This is a genomic window from Kitasatospora sp. NPDC004289, from assembly GCF_053602875.1.
In genome coordinates this window covers 1-14,760 of record NZ_JBSGEL010000035.1, presented here as the reverse complement: position 1 = coordinate 14,760, position 14,760 = coordinate 1, and the positions used below count along the sequence as shown (strand labels likewise).

Annotated in this window: 15 protein-coding genes; 7 read left to right on the top strand and 8 right to left on the bottom strand. The window is 74.4% G+C overall.

From position 1 onward, the window contains the following. Positions 1-38: 38 nt before the first annotated feature. Both ACWEPF_RS23335 and ACWEPF_RS23330 read right to left on the bottom strand, forming a co-directional pair. Positions 39-689: a hypothetical protein gene (locus ACWEPF_RS23335; protein ID WP_452173989.1), complete on the bottom strand. Its 651-nt coding sequence runs from the start codon at positions 687-689 to the stop codon at positions 39-41. Beyond that, a complete protein-coding gene (locus tag ACWEPF_RS23330) occupies positions 686-1,501 on the bottom strand; it encodes an ATP-binding cassette domain-containing protein (protein ID WP_452173988.1) in 816 nt (271 codons plus the stop codon). The genes ACWEPF_RS23335 and ACWEPF_RS23330 overlap by 4 nt, the downstream gene beginning before the upstream one ends. 132 nt (positions 1,502-1,633) lie before the next feature. On the opposite strand from ACWEPF_RS23330, the gene ACWEPF_RS23325 reads away from it, so the two are divergent. The 5 genes from ACWEPF_RS23325 to ACWEPF_RS23305 all read left to right on the top strand — a co-directional run bounded on the left by ACWEPF_RS23325 (position 1,634) and on the right by ACWEPF_RS23305 (position 4,742). Then, on the top strand, positions 1,634-2,230 hold the full coding sequence (locus tag ACWEPF_RS23325; protein WP_452173987.1) for a hypothetical protein: 597 nt from the start codon (positions 1,634-1,636) through the stop codon (positions 2,228-2,230). An 85-nt stretch (positions 2,231-2,315) separates the two neighbouring features. Further along, positions 2,316-2,945 carry a transglutaminase-like domain-containing protein gene (locus ACWEPF_RS23320; RefSeq protein WP_452173986.1) on the top strand — a complete coding sequence of 210 codons (630 nt, stop codon included), beginning with the start codon at positions 2,316-2,318 and terminating at the stop codon, positions 2,943-2,945. Between the two features lie 5 nt (positions 2,946-2,950). Further along, entirely contained in the window at positions 2,951-3,409 is a 459-nt protein-coding gene (locus tag ACWEPF_RS23315) for a GNAT family N-acetyltransferase (RefSeq protein WP_452173985.1), read from the top strand. Positions 3,410-3,471: 62 nt separating this feature from the next. Further along, complete coding sequence (locus ACWEPF_RS23310; RefSeq protein WP_452173984.1) at positions 3,472-4,137, top strand: class I SAM-dependent methyltransferase; 666 nt, start codon at positions 3,472-3,474, stop codon at positions 4,135-4,137. Positions 4,138-4,193: 56 nt separating this feature from the next. Next, the gene (locus ACWEPF_RS23305) at positions 4,194-4,742 is read left to right on the top strand and encodes a GNAT family N-acetyltransferase (protein ID WP_452173983.1); all 549 of its coding nucleotides are present in this window, start codon (positions 4,194-4,196) and stop codon (positions 4,740-4,742) included. A gap of 7 nt (positions 4,743-4,749) precedes the next feature. On the opposite strand, the gene ACWEPF_RS23300 is transcribed toward ACWEPF_RS23305, so the two are convergent. The 5 genes from ACWEPF_RS23300 to ACWEPF_RS23280 all read right to left on the bottom strand — a co-directional run bounded on the left by ACWEPF_RS23300 (position 4,750) and on the right by ACWEPF_RS23280 (position 7,890). Beyond that, positions 4,750-5,262, bottom strand: a complete 513-nt coding sequence (locus ACWEPF_RS23300) for a DinB family protein (RefSeq protein WP_452173982.1) — start codon at positions 5,260-5,262, stop codon at positions 4,750-4,752. A gap of 87 nt (positions 5,263-5,349) precedes the next feature. Further along, complete coding sequence (locus tag ACWEPF_RS23295) at positions 5,350-5,736, bottom strand: VOC family protein (protein ID WP_345281429.1); 387 nt, start codon at positions 5,734-5,736, stop codon at positions 5,350-5,352. Positions 5,737-5,762: 26 nt separating this feature from the next. Beyond that, positions 5,763-6,554, bottom strand: a complete 792-nt coding sequence (locus tag ACWEPF_RS23290) for a hypothetical protein (RefSeq protein WP_452173981.1) — start codon at positions 6,552-6,554, stop codon at positions 5,763-5,765. A 224-nt stretch (positions 6,555-6,778) separates the two neighbouring features. Beyond that, positions 6,779-7,447, bottom strand: coding sequence for a hypothetical protein (locus tag ACWEPF_RS23285; protein ID WP_452173980.1), 669 nt, complete (start codon positions 7,445-7,447; stop codon positions 6,779-6,781). Positions 7,448-7,560: 113 nt separating this feature from the next. After that, entirely contained in the window at positions 7,561-7,890 is a 330-nt protein-coding gene (locus tag ACWEPF_RS23280; protein WP_452173979.1) for a hypothetical protein, read from the bottom strand. 244 nt (positions 7,891-8,134) lie between these two features. Between ACWEPF_RS23280 and ACWEPF_RS23275 the strand changes: the two genes are divergently transcribed. Continuing rightward, the gene (locus ACWEPF_RS23275; protein ID WP_452173978.1) at positions 8,135-11,689 is read left to right on the top strand and encodes a S8 family serine peptidase; all 3,555 of its coding nucleotides are present in this window, start codon (positions 8,135-8,137) and stop codon (positions 11,687-11,689) included. An 81-nt stretch (positions 11,690-11,770) separates the two neighbouring features. Here the strand turns inward: ACWEPF_RS23275 and ACWEPF_RS23270 are convergent, their stop codons facing one another. Further along, a complete protein-coding gene (locus ACWEPF_RS23270) occupies positions 11,771-12,100 on the bottom strand; it encodes a hypothetical protein (RefSeq protein ID WP_345281439.1) in 330 nt (109 codons plus the stop codon). 108 nt (positions 12,101-12,208) lie between these two features. Here ACWEPF_RS23270 and ACWEPF_RS23265 point away from each other — a divergent pair, with 108 nt between their 5' ends. Beyond that, positions 12,209-14,698 carry a M60 family metallopeptidase gene (locus ACWEPF_RS23265; RefSeq protein ID WP_452173977.1) on the top strand — a complete coding sequence of 830 codons (2,490 nt, stop codon included), beginning with the start codon at positions 12,209-12,211 and terminating at the stop codon, positions 14,696-14,698. Positions 14,699-14,760: the final 62 nt, after the last annotated feature.

Genomic DNA, 14,760 nt, shown 5'->3' with positions numbered 1-14,760 from the left:
CACCACCACGCGCCCGCCCCGTTGCCGATCGGTTCGAGTCAGCGGCGGCGAGCGGCAAGCCGGCTGGTGGCGGCGGTGAGGACGGCCAGCAGCGCGGCGGCCCAGGCGGTGAGTGCCAGCAGGGTGGCGGTGGCCGGGGTGGGCGGGGCCGCACTGAGCAGGCGGACGGTCCCGTTCACCGGGCTCGCGGTGCGGCTGACCAGGGCGGTGAGGCTGAGCACCGCTGCGGTCGCGAAGGCGTGGCCGGGGCGGCGGATCACCGGGCGGGCGCAGAGCCCGCCGAGGGCGGTGCCGGTCAGGACGGCGGTGGTGTGGGCGAGCAGACCGTCCGTCAGCTCCGTCGCGGTGTGGAGCGTCCCGCCCGCCGCCATCGGCCAGACCAGCGCGACGGCGGCCAGGGCCAGGCCGCAGAGCACGGCGGCGGCGGTGCGGCCGAGCAGGGCGCGGGTGCGGCCGCCCGCGTTGACGGCGGTGACGGCGGCCTGGAGCGGGTCCTCGGTGTTGTGCAGGGCCAGCGCCAGCCAGACCGTGACGGGCAGCAGCGCACCGGCCGAAGCGCCGTAGCCCTGGAGGACCGGCCCGGGCACGGCGTGCAGCACGGCCAGCAGGGACAGGTAGAGCACCAGTTGGGGCAGGTAGCGCTGCGAGCGGAGGAAATCGGCGAGCGCGTAGCGGGCGACGGCGGTCATGCGGGCCGCCCTCCGCCCCGGGTGACCTCGTGAATCGAGTGCCCGCGCCGCAGCAGCTCGGCGAGCACCGCGTCCGCGTACTCGGGGTCGACCTCCAGACGGTCGCCGTCGTGGGCCCGCACACCGGCCAGCGAGCTCAGCCGCTCCTCGGCCGGCCGCGCGAGCCGCACCACCACCACGGCCGGCGTCTCCTCCCCCGCCAGCCGCCCGCCCCGCAGGTGGTGCACGGCGTCGGCGGTGGCGGCCACCGTCCCCTGCTGGTGCTCCGTCAGCAGCACCACCGCCCCGGCCTCCCGCCGCTCGGCCAGGCACTCCCCCAGCGCCCGGTGCGCCTCGCTGTCCAGCCCCGACCACGGCTCGTCCAGCACCAGCAACTCCGGCTCCGCCAGCAGCGCCTGGGCCAGCGCCACCTTCTGCGCGTTCCCCTTCGACAGGGTGGCCACCGGCGCCTCCGGGTCCCCGGCGAGCGCGAACCGCTCCAGCAGCTCGTCGCCGCGCCGGGCCGCGGCGGCGGTCCCGAGCCCCTGGATCCGCCCCATGTGCCGCAGGTACGAACGCGCCGACAGCCGCAGCCCGGCCGGCAGCCGCTCCGGCACGTACCCCACCCTTCCGGGCCGCCCGCGCACCACCCCGCCGTCCGCCCGCACCAGCCCCGCCGCCACCCTCAGCAGCGTCGACTTCCCCGACCCGTTCCCGCCGACCACCGCCGTCACCACCCCGCCCGGCAGCTCCAGCGTCACCCCGTCCAGCACGAACCCGCCCCGGCGCCCGTACCGCACCCGCACCGACTCCAGCCGCACCCGTTCCTCCACCCACGATCACCCGACCGCCCCTCAACGCCCGGCCCGCCCCGGTGGTTCCGGCCTCCGCGTCGTCGGCACGGCCGGCCGCGCGGCCCGCGAAACCGGTCGACGGCAGGCCGAGGCCGGTTCTAGCCTCGCGGCATGACATCGCTGTTGGACGGGTTGGACGACGTGCCGTGGGTGCGCATCCGCGAGGGGTGGGGTCTCCATTCGCTGCGGTCGGTCATCCCCGGGCTGCTTCGGCAGCTGGAGGGCGCCGGGCCGGATGAGGTCTGGGACATCCGCTCGGAGCTGGAGGGAGTGCTCATCCATCCGCACTCCGGCGGGTACTTCTGGACCGCGGAGCACGTCGTTCCGTTCCTCAACCGGCTCTGCGGCTCACCGAACGGCCATGCGGTGGCCGGTGCCGTCTCCCTGCTGACGGAGATCGCGTGCTCGTATCCGTTCGTCGACGAGGCCAGGGCGGGTGACGACGGCGAACTGGAGCGGATCCAAGCCCTTCTGCTGCGTGAACGCCCCGTCTACTACGCCCTGTTGGCTCACCCGGAACCACACGTGCGGAGCGGAGCGGCCGAGCTGGTCTCCGTGATCGACTCGGGAGCGCAGCGGCGTACCGATGCCTTGGAGCGGATGTGGCGCTCCGAGACCGACGCGCACGTCCGTGGCGTGGTGGCGCGCGAGCTGAACGCGTCCCTCACCCACCCCGACCGCGGGTTCGGCGCGGACGTGCCGTTGTGAGGCCCGGCGGCACCCGCGTCCCGGGGTCTGTCCGCGGACTGGAATCCCGCGTGCGACGGACGCCGTCGGCGACAGAGTGGGCGGCATGATGCTGCGAGCGGAGACCGAGGACCTGGCCGCCTACCTGGTGGCGGACGACGTGATCGACCATCGGCGCCCGGAGCTGGCAGCGCTGGCCGCCGGGTTGGACGGGCCCGAGGCGGCGTTCCGCTTCGTCCGTGACGAGGTGTCGCACTCCGCCGACGTGGGGGTGTGGAGCGGGGCGTTCCGGGCGTCGGAGGTGCTGGGGGCGGGGAACGCGGTCTGCCACGGCAAGGCCCACCTGCTGGCCGCGCTGATGCGGGCCCAGGGCGTGCCGACGGGCCTGTGTTACCAGCGACTGGAGGACGACGAGGGCGGGTTCGTGCTGCACGCGCTCAACGCCGTACACCTCAACGGCCGTTGGTCCCGGCTGGACGCCCGGGGCAATCGGGAGGGGGTGGACGCGCAGTACGACCTCGTACGGGAGCGCCTGGCCTGGCCGGTCAGGCCGGAGCTGGGCGAGCGGGACTACCCGATGATCTTCGCCGCGCCGCCGGCCTCACTGGTCGAGGACCTCGCCCGCGCCGTGCCGGGCCGCGCCGGCTTCGGGTACCTGCCGGGCGAACTGCCCGTCACCGTCGACTCCGCCCCGTCGGGAACGCCACCGATGCCACCGCCGTTGGTCGCTGTGTGACGGCGATGCGGATCAGGGCGGCGCGGGCCGACGAGGCGGGGCTCCTCAGCGAGTTGGCCCTTCGCTCGAAGGCGTACTGGGGCTACGACGCCGCATTCATGGCGGCTTGCCGAGACGAACTCACCCTCGTTCCGGCCGAGATCGCCCCCCGACGGGCGACCGTGGCCGTCGACGACCGCGACCGGGTGCTGGGCTTCGCGACGCTCGACGGGGAACCGCTCACCGGCGACCTGGGCATGCTGTTCGTCGCCCCGGAGGCGATCAGCCAGGGCATCGGCCGGCTGCTCCTCGACCATCTGGTGACCACTGCCCGGGAGCTGGGCTTCACCGGCCTCACCATCGACGCCGACCCGAACGCCGAGCCCTTCTACCGCGCGATGGGCGCCGTCCGCACCGGCACCGTCCCGTCCGAGTCGATCCCCGGCCGGGTGCTCCCGCAGCTGCTCCTCTCCGTCAGCCCCTGAGCGCCTGCCCGACGGGACCGTGCGACGACCCGCCGCGCCCCGCCGACCGCTAGGTTCGCCGTATGACCGACGACGACTTCCTCGCGCCCACCCGCACCTTCTACGACGCGATCGCCGAGGACTACGCCGAGCACTTCCGGGACGTGCTCGGCGGGCAGCCACTGGACCGGGCCCTGCTCGCGGCGTTCGCCGAGGGTGTCGGCGGCGGGGAGGTGGCCGATCTGGGGTGTGGTCCCGGGGAGGTGACGGGGTATCTGGCGAGCCTCGGGGTGGACGTCTTCGGGGTCGACCTGTCACCGCGGATGGTCGCGCTGGCGCGGCGGACGCACCCGGGGGTGCGCTTCGAGGAGGGCACGCTGACGGCCGTCGGCCGGGCGGACGGGAGCCTGGCCGGGGTGCTGGCCTGGTACTCCCTGATCCATCTGCCCGACAGTCAACTCCCCCGGGCACTGGCCGAGTTCAGGCGTCTCCTGGCCCCCGACGGCCTGCTGCTGCTCGGCTTCCAGTCCGGCACCGAGCCGCTGCACGTCGCCGAGCCGTTCGGACGTCCGGTCGCACTGGACTTCCGCCGTCGGCAGCCGGAGCAGCTCACCGGGCTGCTCCGGGCCGCCGGGTTCACCGTGCGGGCGGAGGTACGGCGCGCGCAGGACGTGGAACGCGGGGAGACGGCCCCGCAGGCGTTCCTGCTGGCGCGGCGCTCCGGGGAGGAAAACCCCTCGCTCGCGTGATCACCGGCGGGTACGGTGTGCGGTCGACCCTCACCCACCCCGAAGGGGACACCCGCATGATCGAAGGCCGTCTCGTCGCCCTCCGCGCCCTGCGCGGGGAGGACGCGGAGCACCACCTGCGCTGGCGCAACGACCCGGAGGTGGTGCACTGGGCCTGCGCCGGGGACCCGACCTTCGGGCCGGCCACCCGGGAGGCGGTCGGGCTCGGCTTCGAGAGGATGCTGAGGCTGATCCCGAACGAGTCCGCGGTCCTCACGGTCGAGACGCTGACGGACCGCCAGGTGATCGGCATGGTCGACTACCGCGACCTCGACCCCTGGGCCGGCTCCGTGACCGTCGGCATCACCATCGGCGAGCGCGACTTCTGGGGAACGGGCCACGGCTCCGACGCGCTCGGCCTCCTGGTGGACCACCTGTTCGGCCAGTTCCCGCTGGTCCGCGTCCAGTTGGACACCTGGAGCGGGAACGAGCGGGCGGTGCGGGCCTTCTCCAAGCTGGGCTTCCAGGAGGAGGGACGCCGCCGCTCCGCCGTGATGGTCGGCGGCGTCCGCCACGACGAGGTGCTGTTCGGCATGCTCCGCGAGGAGTGGCGGCCCCGGGGCTGACCCGCGGTCAGGCCCCGACCGTGCCGTCGACGGACTCCCGGAGGAAGTCGGCGTGCCCGTTGTGCCGCGCGTACTCCACCAGGACGTGCACCATCACCATCCGCAGCGACACGTCCTCCTCCCACCGGGGCTGACGCCCCACCAGGTCGAGCGAGGCGGCCTCCCGTTCGATCCGGCGGGAGGTCTCCACCTCGGCCTCCCAGGCCGCGAAGGCCTCGGCCCGGTTGGAACGGGAGGCGTCGTAGGCGGCCTGGAAGTCGATCTCATCGGACCAGACCAACGGCACTTCGTTGTCCTCGAACACCCGCCGGAACCAGGCGCGTTCGACCTCCGCCATGTGCCGGACCAGGGCGAGCAGCGACAGCTCGGAGGGCGGCGAGGACTTCTGCCGCAGCTCCTCGTCCGTGAGCCCTGCGCACTTCATGGCCAGGGTCGCCCGCTGGTACTCCAGGAATCCCCGCAGCGTCCCGCGCTCGTCGCCCAGCAGCGGCGGTCCGACCCGCTCGTCGGCTGCACCCATCACGCACGCACCTCTCCGCCCCTGAACCACACCTGAACCACCCCTGACGGACGGTCAACGCGGCCACGCTACCGCCTGCCGGGCCGGTCAGTGGTGCTGGATGAGCTGGATCAGGTTGCCGCAGGTGTCGTCGAGGACGGCGGTGGAGACCGGGCCCATCGGGGTCGGGGGCTGGGTGAAGCGGACTCCGAGGTCGAGCAGGCGCCGGTGCTCCGCCGCCAGGTCGGCCACGAGGAAGGAGGCGGCGGGGATGCCGTCCTCGACCAGGGCCTGCTTGTAGGGCTTGACGGCGCGGTGGCCGGAGGGTTCGAGGAGGAGTTCGGGGCCGTCGGGGTCCTCGGCGGAGACGACGGTGAGCCAGCGGTCCTCTCCGAGGGGGACGTCGGCCTTGGTGCGGAAGCCGAGGACCTCCGTGTAGAAGGTCTGGGCGGCGGCCTGGTCGTCCACGAAGACGCTGGTCAGATGGATCCTCATGGGCCCGATCCTGCCATCCGGGGGTGTCAGCCCGGGTGGAACGCCACGCGGACCCTGTCGTCGACCGGGAGGACCAGCACGTTGCCGTCGCGCCAGGTCCAGTCCTGCGAGACGAGGAACAGCCGGTGGTCGGAGTCGGTCAGCAGCCGCAGGCCCCGGTAGCGGTACTTGAAGCGCTGCTCGGCACCGGCGCCGGGCAGTTGACGCTCCTCCACGCCCGGCCACTGGAGGTAGAGCCGCTCGGTGGTGTCGAGGACCACCGCCGGGCGCAGCGCGAGGTTGCCCGCCATCCGCTGCGCCTCCCGGCGTCCCTTCTCCTGGGCGAAGGCACCCACGGCCCAGAAGGAGCAGAGGGCGATCAGCGCCGCGAGGACGGCCAGGGCCGCCTTCTCCCGGGCGACCGGGTAGGGCGCACCGGTGCTGTGCACCGACAGCACCCGGGCGTAGAGGACCAGTACCAGGCCGCCCCCGATCAGCAGCGGGGTGCCCAGCGCGCCGGCGTCGATCACCCCGAACCCGGCGGACAGCCCGAGCAGCAGGCAGAGGACGGCCACCACCGTCAGGCCGCGGCACCCGCGGCGGACGCGCCGGGCCCAGACGGAGGCGCCCGCACCGGGGTCGGCATCGGCGGCGGCGGCGACCAGGTAGTGGACGAGCACGCCCGCGAGGGCGGCGCAGAGCAGCACCCCGGCCGGGAGATAGAGCGCGGCGGAGCTGCGCAGCAGGAAGTCCTGGACGGAGAAGCCCAGGGTCGCGGCGTCCACCCCGAAGTGGGCGTAGAGCGCATCGGTGTAGGCGTACCCGAAGTAGAGCAGCAAGGCGGTGACGAAGGTGGTCGGCGCGATCCAGCCGGCGAGCCGGCTGATCCAGCTGCTCCACAGCCGCGGGCCGTCGTCCGCCGCTCCGGTCGCCTCCCCGACAGGGGTCCACTCCCCGGCACCGGCCCGTTCGCCGTCCCCCGGGCCGGCCCGTTCGCCGTCCCCCGCACCGGCCCGTTCGCCGTCCCCCGCACCGGCCCGTTCCTCCTCCGCCGCGGGTCCGTTCAGGAGGTGCTCGCAGAAGGCGTGGGCCTGCCGGAGGAGGTGACCGCCCCGCCGGGCGAGGCGCTCTTCGGCCCTGGCTGCGAGGGGGCCCGCTGTTCGAAGGACGGGCTGGTCAACGCCCCCTTGACCGGGACCGGTGAGCCCTCCACGGTGACGGTGCCGCAGGTGGTGAGCGGGAAGCTGCCGGGGCTCGGGCCCTGGAACGCGAAGGCGACGGCGATGTCGCCCCGGGCCGCGATCGTCCGGGGCTCCGCGGCGTCGTCGACCGGGACCGCCACCCTGCCGTGGCAGTCGCCCACCTGGCTGACGGCCACGGTGAGGGCCTGGTCCGTCCTGTTCTCCACCGACACCCGGGCGTTGGGCCAGATCCCGTCGATCCGGGACGACACCATGCCGGCCCGGTCGAACCCGCCCTGCTTGCCTCCGGGGGAGGTGCGCTCCTGCGGCGAGCTCCTCCCGGAGCCCTCGACTGCGGGGGCGGAGTCCGGCTCACCGGGCAGGGCCTCCGAAGTCCCTTGCGGTAGACCCGAGTTCGCCTGCACCCCGGGCGGTGCGGTCGTGGTCGCCGTTGCGCCCGAGCCACCGCCCGAACCACCGCCGGAGCATCCGGTGACCATCGCCAGCCCGCAGAGCAGCAGCCCGACGCCCTTCCAGCCCGTTGCCGTCACGCGGCATCACGATACCCGTGCGTACACGGCCGGGCCGCCGACCCGCCGACGTCACGCGCGGAGTCACCTCGACGAACCTCCGCCCGACGGGTGGACCCTCACCCGACGGCGGGTCAGCCGGGCAGCCCCGGCCAGTCCGCCGGGGAGACCTCCGGGTCGTTGCCGCGCACCCAGACGGCGGAGACGCCGAAGATCCGCCGGATCACCGCGAAGCCGCCCTCCCAGCCGCCGGGGAGGCGCAGGCGGCCGGTGCGCACCGCCTCGCCGACCCCTTCCGCCCCGGCCATCCGCAGTTCGCCGGTCCAGCTGGGCAGGCCGAGCTGCGGGAGGTTGCCGGTGAGTTCGGCCCGGACCGGGATCTCCCGACCGTCGGCCAGCACGACGGCGGGGCCCCGGTACTCGGGCGACGGACGCTCGGCCTGGGGATGCGCGGGGGCGGTCATGATCCGACTCTGTGCACGTCGCCGGCGCCGTGCAACTCCGGATCGCCCACCCGTGTGGCCGACGGCCCGCTGACCGAACGTCAGATTCAGGACACAGTCCGTCACTTGTCTGCCATGTCATGTCACGGCCATGTGAAATCCGTTTCCCCGCCACCGGCCGCCGGGCAGGGATGCCGACCGCACCACCGATCTCGTCCGACCGTGCGGCGCCCCCTGTACGCCGCCACCGCGTGAAGGAGAATCCGTGGCACATCCGACCGGGCGATGGAGGTCAGCGCTGACCGCGCTGATCGCCGCCGTCGCCATCCCGGCCGCCGCACTGGCCGCTCCCGCCCAGGCCGCCCCGACCGGCAGCACACCCGACGCCGTCGCGGCCAAGGTCGAGCCCAAGGTGCTGGAGCAACTCGCCGACGAGGACAAGGCGGTGTACTGGGTCGAGCTCAACTCCCAGGCCAGCACGGTGGAGGCGCAGCGCGCCACCACCAAGGCCGCCAAGACCCAGGCGCTCTACCGCTCCAAGACCGAGCACGCCGACACCAGCCAGAAGCACCTGCGCGGCCTGCTGGACAACGCCCAGGCCGAGTACCGCTCGTACTGGATCGTCAACACCATCCGGGTCACCGGCGACCGCAAGCTGCTGGAGCTGATCGCCGGTCAGCCGGAGGTGGCCAAGGTCCGGGCGGCCGTGACCGTGAAGCTGGACGAGGCGCTGCCGGGCACGGCCGAACCCAAGGCCGCCGACGCGGTCGAGTGGAACGTGGACCGGATCGGGGCGCCCCGGGTCTGGGACGAGCTGGGCGACCGCGGCGAGGGCGTCGTGGTGGCCAACATCGACTCGGGGGTGGACTACACCCACCCGGCGGTGAACGGCGCCTACCGCGGGCGGACCGCGAGCGGCGGCTACGACCACAACTACAACTGGTACGACCCGGCGGGGATCTGCTCCACCGCCGCGCCCTGCGACAACAACGACCACGGCACCCACACCATGGGCACCATGGTCGGGTCCAACGGCGCCGACCGGGTCGGCGTCGCGCCCGGCGCCAGGTGGGTGGCGGCCAAGGGCTGCGAGTCCAACTCCTGCTCGGACGCCTCGCTGCTGGCGGCCGGCCAGTGGGTGATCGCCCCGACCGACCTGGCCGGGCAGAACCCCCGCCCGGACCTGGCACCCGACGTGGTCAACAACTCCTGGGGCGGCACGCTCTACGACACCTGGTACCGGCAGACCGTGCAGGCCTGGATCGACGCGGGCATCTTCCCGGCCTTCTCCAACGGCAACAGCGGGCCGGGCTGCAACTCCAACGGCTACCCGGGCGGTTACACCACCGGCTACTCCTCCGGCTCCTTCAACAGCGCCGGCGCCATCTCCAGCTTCTCCTCCCGCGGCCCGGGCGAGAACGGCCAGCTGAAGCCGGACCTGGCGGCCCCCGGTGAGAACGTCCGCTCCAGCGTGCCCGGCGGCGGCTACGCCTCCTTCAGCGGCACCTCGATGGCCTCGCCGCACACCGCCGCCACGGTGGCCCTGATCTGGTCCCGCTCCCCCGCCCTGCGCGGCAACGTGGCCGAGACCGAGGCGCTGCTCAACCGCACCGCCGTCGACACCGACGCCACCGCCTGCGGCGGCACCGCGGCCCGCAACAACGTCTTCGGCGAGGGGAAGCTGGACGCCTTCGCGGCCGTCTCGGCCGCCCCGCACGGGCCGGTCGGCGCGGTCAACGGCCTCGTCACGTCCGGTGGTTCGGCCCTGGCCGGGGCCACCGTGCTGGTGCACGGCGCGAGCGGCGACCGCACCGCCACCACGGGTGCCGACGGCGGATACGCGCTGGCGAACCTCGCCGAGGGTGCCTACACCCTGACGGTCTCCAAGTACGGCTACCTGGCCGCCACCGCCGAGGTGACGGTGGTCGCCGACCAGACCGTGAGCCGGGACTTCGCCGTGCAGCAGGCACCGAGCGCCACCGTCTCCGGCACCGTCCGCAGCGGCGGCGCCCCGGCGGCCGGCTCGGTGGTCACCGCCGCCGGCACCCCGGTCAGCGCCACCACGGACGCCGCCGGCCGCTACCAACTCGCCCTCCCGTTGGGCGAGTACGACCTCACCGCGAGCTCCCCGTACCGCTGCGCCGACCAGGCCAGGCGCCACGTGGCGCTGGCCGCCGACACCGCGCTGGACATCGAACTCCCGGTGCGCAGCGACACCTTCGGCTACACCTGCGCGGCCGCCACCGGCGGCTGGACGCCCGGCACCACCAAGCTGGCGCTGACCGGCGACACCGCCGCCGAGCAGGTCCAACTCCCCTTCCCCGTCGCCCTGTACGGCTCGGTGTACACCTCGGCGTACCTCTCCACCGACGGCCACGTCTCCTTCCCGGCCTCCTCCACGGTGTACGCCAACACCGCGCTGCCCTCGGCCTCGCTGCCCAACGCGGCGCTCTACCCGTTCTGGGACGACCTCTGGCTGGACGCCCAGTCGGGGGTCTACACCGCGACCACCGGCACCGCGCCGAACCGCACCTTCGTGGTGGAGTGGCGCAACGCCGCCTTCTACGCGGCCAAGACCACCCGGCTCTCCTTCTCGGTGGCGATCGGGGAGGACGGCAGCTTCACCTACCGGTACAAGGACGTCGGCGCCGCGCCCACGAACGGCAACGGCGCCACCGTCGGCCTGGAGAACGCCACCGGCACCGACGGCTTCCAGTACTCCTTCAACACCGCATCGGTGACGGACGGTCTGGCGCTCACCTTCCGTCCGGTCCGGACCGGTCTGCTGCGCGGCACGGTGACCGACGCCAACGACGGCAAGCCGCTGGCCGGAGCCACCGTCAAGCTGCTCACAGCCGCCGGGGCCACGGCCGGCACCGCCGTCAGCGGCACCGACGGCGGCTACCTGGTCCAGCCCGCCGCCGGGGACTACTCCCTGGAGGTGGCGGCGCCCGACTACGTGACCTCCGGTACGCCGTTCACCGTCACCGCGGGCACCGTGCAGCGGCCCGCCACCGCACTGGCCACCGGCCGGGTCACCGCGTCCGTACCGGGCCTGACCGCCGTCGTCCCGGCCGGGCAGAACCGCAGCCGGACCCTCCAGCTCGCCAACTCCGGTGCGGCGACGGCGTTCACCGTCACCGAGGCGGTGGACGCGGCCTGGCTCAAGGTCACCCCGGCCGCCGGTCAACTGCCCACCGGGGGGCAGCAGACCGTCACCCTGGCGCTGGACGCGACCGGCGTCACGCCCGGCACGGTCCTCACCGCCCAGCTGCTGGTCCGCTCGGCGAGCGGCCGGGCCCCGCAGCTGACGGTGCCCGTCACCCTGGTCGTCCCGGCCTACCAGGTGGCCCTGGACGCCGGGGCCTCGGGCACCCTCACCGACTCGCTCGGCGACACCTGGACCAAGGACCGCGAGTACGCCGCCGGCTCCTACGGCTACCAGGGCCGCTCCGGCGTCAAGGACACCCGGGAGGCCATCGCCGGCACCGCCGACCCCAAGCGCTTCCAGACCGCCCGCGAGGGCATGTACGGCTACGCCTTCGACAAGGTGCCGAACGGCGTCTACACCGTCGAGCTGGACTTCGCCGAGCTGGACCGCAAGTCGCCCAACTCCCGGGTCTTCGACGTGCTGATCGAGGACAAGGAGGTCATCCCCAACCTGGACATCGCCCTCAAGTCCGGCACCAGGACGGCCCTCACCCAGACCTTCACGGCCACCGTCACCGACGGCCGTCTGGACGTGCGCTTCGTCGCCGCCAACGGCAAGACCCTGCTCAACGCGGTCCGGGTCACCCAGCGCCCGGACCTCACGGGCTGACCCGCTCCCCACCGCGCGGGCCGTTCCCCCTCTCCGGGGGGAGCGGCCCGCGCCGCCGTTCCCGGACTCCCCGGGGGCGCCTCAGACCTCGGTGCGGGTCAGGCAGTGCGGGCAGTGCAGGACGGTGACGGTCTCCCCCCGGGCCCGGCGCACCGCCACCGCGCAGCCCGCCGCGGCCGTGGCGGCGAGGGCGAGCAGGACCGTGGCGGCCGTCGGGCTCCCGAGCAGCAGCAGCTCGACGGCCGTGACCGTCAGCACCGCCGCACCGAGGAAGCGCAGCACGCCCCTGGTCCCGGTGACCGAGGTGCGCCGTTCCGTGAACGGGCTCAGCCCGTCGGCCTGCTCGCACCGCCCGCAGCTCGTGTTCCACGCCGTCACCGGCCCGTCCGCGCGGAGCTCATCAGTCGCCATGGCGGACAGAGTAGACGACTTCCGGCCCCTCCGACGGGATGATTCCACAGGTCAGGGGGCTGTGGTGACGGTGCCTCAGCCACGGGTGCGGTGATCCTGGTCGCAGCCATGTCCCCTTTTGTCCCTTTTTGTAAAGGTGGAACCGTGCACCTCCCCCGCCGTCTGAGACGTCCCGTCGCCTCCTGCCTGGCCCTCCTGCCGCTGCTCGCCGCCGCTCCGCCTGCCGCGCCGCCGCGGGCCGCCGGACCCTGGTCCGAGCTGCGCGCCTACGGCCAGTGCCTGACCGTCGAGGAATCCCGGGAGGTACGGCTGCGCTCCTGCGCCTCGCAGTACGGGGAGCCCACCCCGGCCGGGCAGCAGTGGCGGCTGGACGGGCAGGGCCTGCTGCTCAGCGCCCTGCCCGGCGGCCTGGCGCTCGGCCTGCCCGCCGGGAGCGCCCCCGTCTCCGGCGCGCTGACGGCCGCCGTCCCGGTGACCGGCTCCGGCGGTGCGACCACCGGGCCGTGGACCTACGACACCACCACCGGCCGCCTCGGCTGGCAGGACGGCTCGCGCTACGTGCTGGACTTCAACACCGGCGCGGACCGGGCCTCGCTCTACGCCCCGCACGGCGGCGAGAACCAGCAGTGGTCCTTCTCCCCCTCCGTCACGGCCACCACCCCGCCCACCGGCACCGCCACCGAACTGCGGACCGAGAACCGCTGTCTGACCCTCGATCCGGTGCCGACCCCGGTCCGCACCCTGACCGTCGAGCCCTGCGCCTCCCTCAACGGGGCGCCCACCCCGGCGAACCAGCGCTGGACGGTCACCTCCGACGGCCGGGTGCAGTCCACCACCACGCCGTACCCCGTGCTGGACGTCACCGCCGACCGGAGCGTGGTCGGACGCCCCGTCAGCAACGGCTCCGACCGGGCCCGCTGGCAGTACGACCCGGCCACCGGCGTGCTGCGCTGGGCCGCCGACCCGACGCTCGCGCTCGACCACTTCCGCTCCTCCGGCACCGCCGGGCTGTACGGGGCGAACGGCGGCGCCAACCAGTCCTGGGCCGCGGTCCCCGCCACCGACCTACCGGGCCCGGCCGGGGTGCAGGCCGCTCCGGGCGCCCCCACCGCCAAGGCCGCCTCACCGACCTCGGCCACCCTCTCCTGGCCGGCCCCGAGCGGCCCCGCCCCGGCCGGCTACGCCGTCCGCCGCGACGGCGGCCGGATCGGCGTGACCACCGGGCGCAGCTTCCGGGACGACGGCCTGGGGCCGGGCGGCCTGCACCGCTACACCGTGACCGCGGTCTCCGCCGACGGCGCCGAGTCCGCCCCGAGCCCCGAGGCCGTGCTCACCGCCCCGGCCTGTCCGAGCCCGACCGGGCCGGACGGCCTGCCGCCCTTCGTCCCGCCGGTACCGGGCCGGCCCTACGCCGTCACCCTCACCGGCCTGCCCTCAGCGGAGCAGGAGCGGCAGCGCCAAGGGCTGGACCAACTGCCCTCCGACATCCGGCCGACCGGTCTCCACCTGCCGCCCGGCGGGACGCTCACCGTCTCCGTCACCGGGGCCCCGGCCACCGGGAGCCTGCGGGTGCTGGTCGGCCCGCCGGTCGGCTCCCGGCTGGTCTCCGCCCGCCGCTACCCGGTCGCCACCAGCGGCTCCACCCCGGTCCACGACCACCGCGGCGGCATGGTGTACCTCGCCTTCGACGGTGCGGCCACCGACCGGGTCACCGTCACCCTGGACGGCGGCCAGGCCGCCCCGGTCTTCGTGCTGGGCCGCACCACGGCCGCCGAGTGGCGCACCCTGCTGGCCGAACGCCCCACCCGCTACGCCGAGTTGGTGGCCGGTCGGACGGTGGTGACGCTCACCCGGGAGGGTGCCGCCCGGTATGCGGCCGCCTCGCCGGAGCCGGTGCTGCGGCACCTGGAGTGCGCCCGGGCGATCGAGGACGCCTCCGCCGGGCTCACCCCGCCCGGGGCCGCCGACGCGAGCACCGCGCCGGGGCCGGACTCGCCCGGGGTGTTCCCCTTCCACTACGTGGAGGTGGAGCGGCGGGCCGGGGCCGCCTTCGCCACCAACGACTACATGGGCTTCCAGGACGACTCCGCCTCCTGGATCGCCGACGGCGCCTCGGCGGGCTGGGGCGTCTGGCACGAGCAGGGCCACCACCGGCAGCAACGGGCGGTCAAGCCGGGTGAGTTGACGGAGGTCTCGGTCAACCTGCACTCCCTCGCGGTGGCCAAGGCGCTCGGCCGGCCCTCCCGGCTGGTCGCCGAGAAGGCCTACGACACCGCGCTGCCGAAGCTCGGACGGTCCGGCGTCTCCTACGGGTCGGACTTCGGCGCCTTCGAACAGCTGGTGATGCTCCAGCAGTTGACGCTCGAGTACGGCGAGGGCTTCTGGCCGGCCGTCCAGCACGCGGTGCGGGTCGACCCGCCGACGGGCACCGACCGCTGGGCCGGACTCTCACTGACCACCAGCCGGGTGGCCAGTCAGGACCTGACCGCCTTCTACCTGGCCTGGGGCGTCCCGCTCACCGCCGCCGCCCGGCAGGACCTGGCGGCGCTCGGACTCCCGGCCGCCCCCGCCGGTCTGACGGGTCGCCGGGAGCCCTGACCGCACGGTGGTACCCGGCCGCAGGGGCCGGGCACCACCGTCGGTTCAGACCAGCTGCTCCA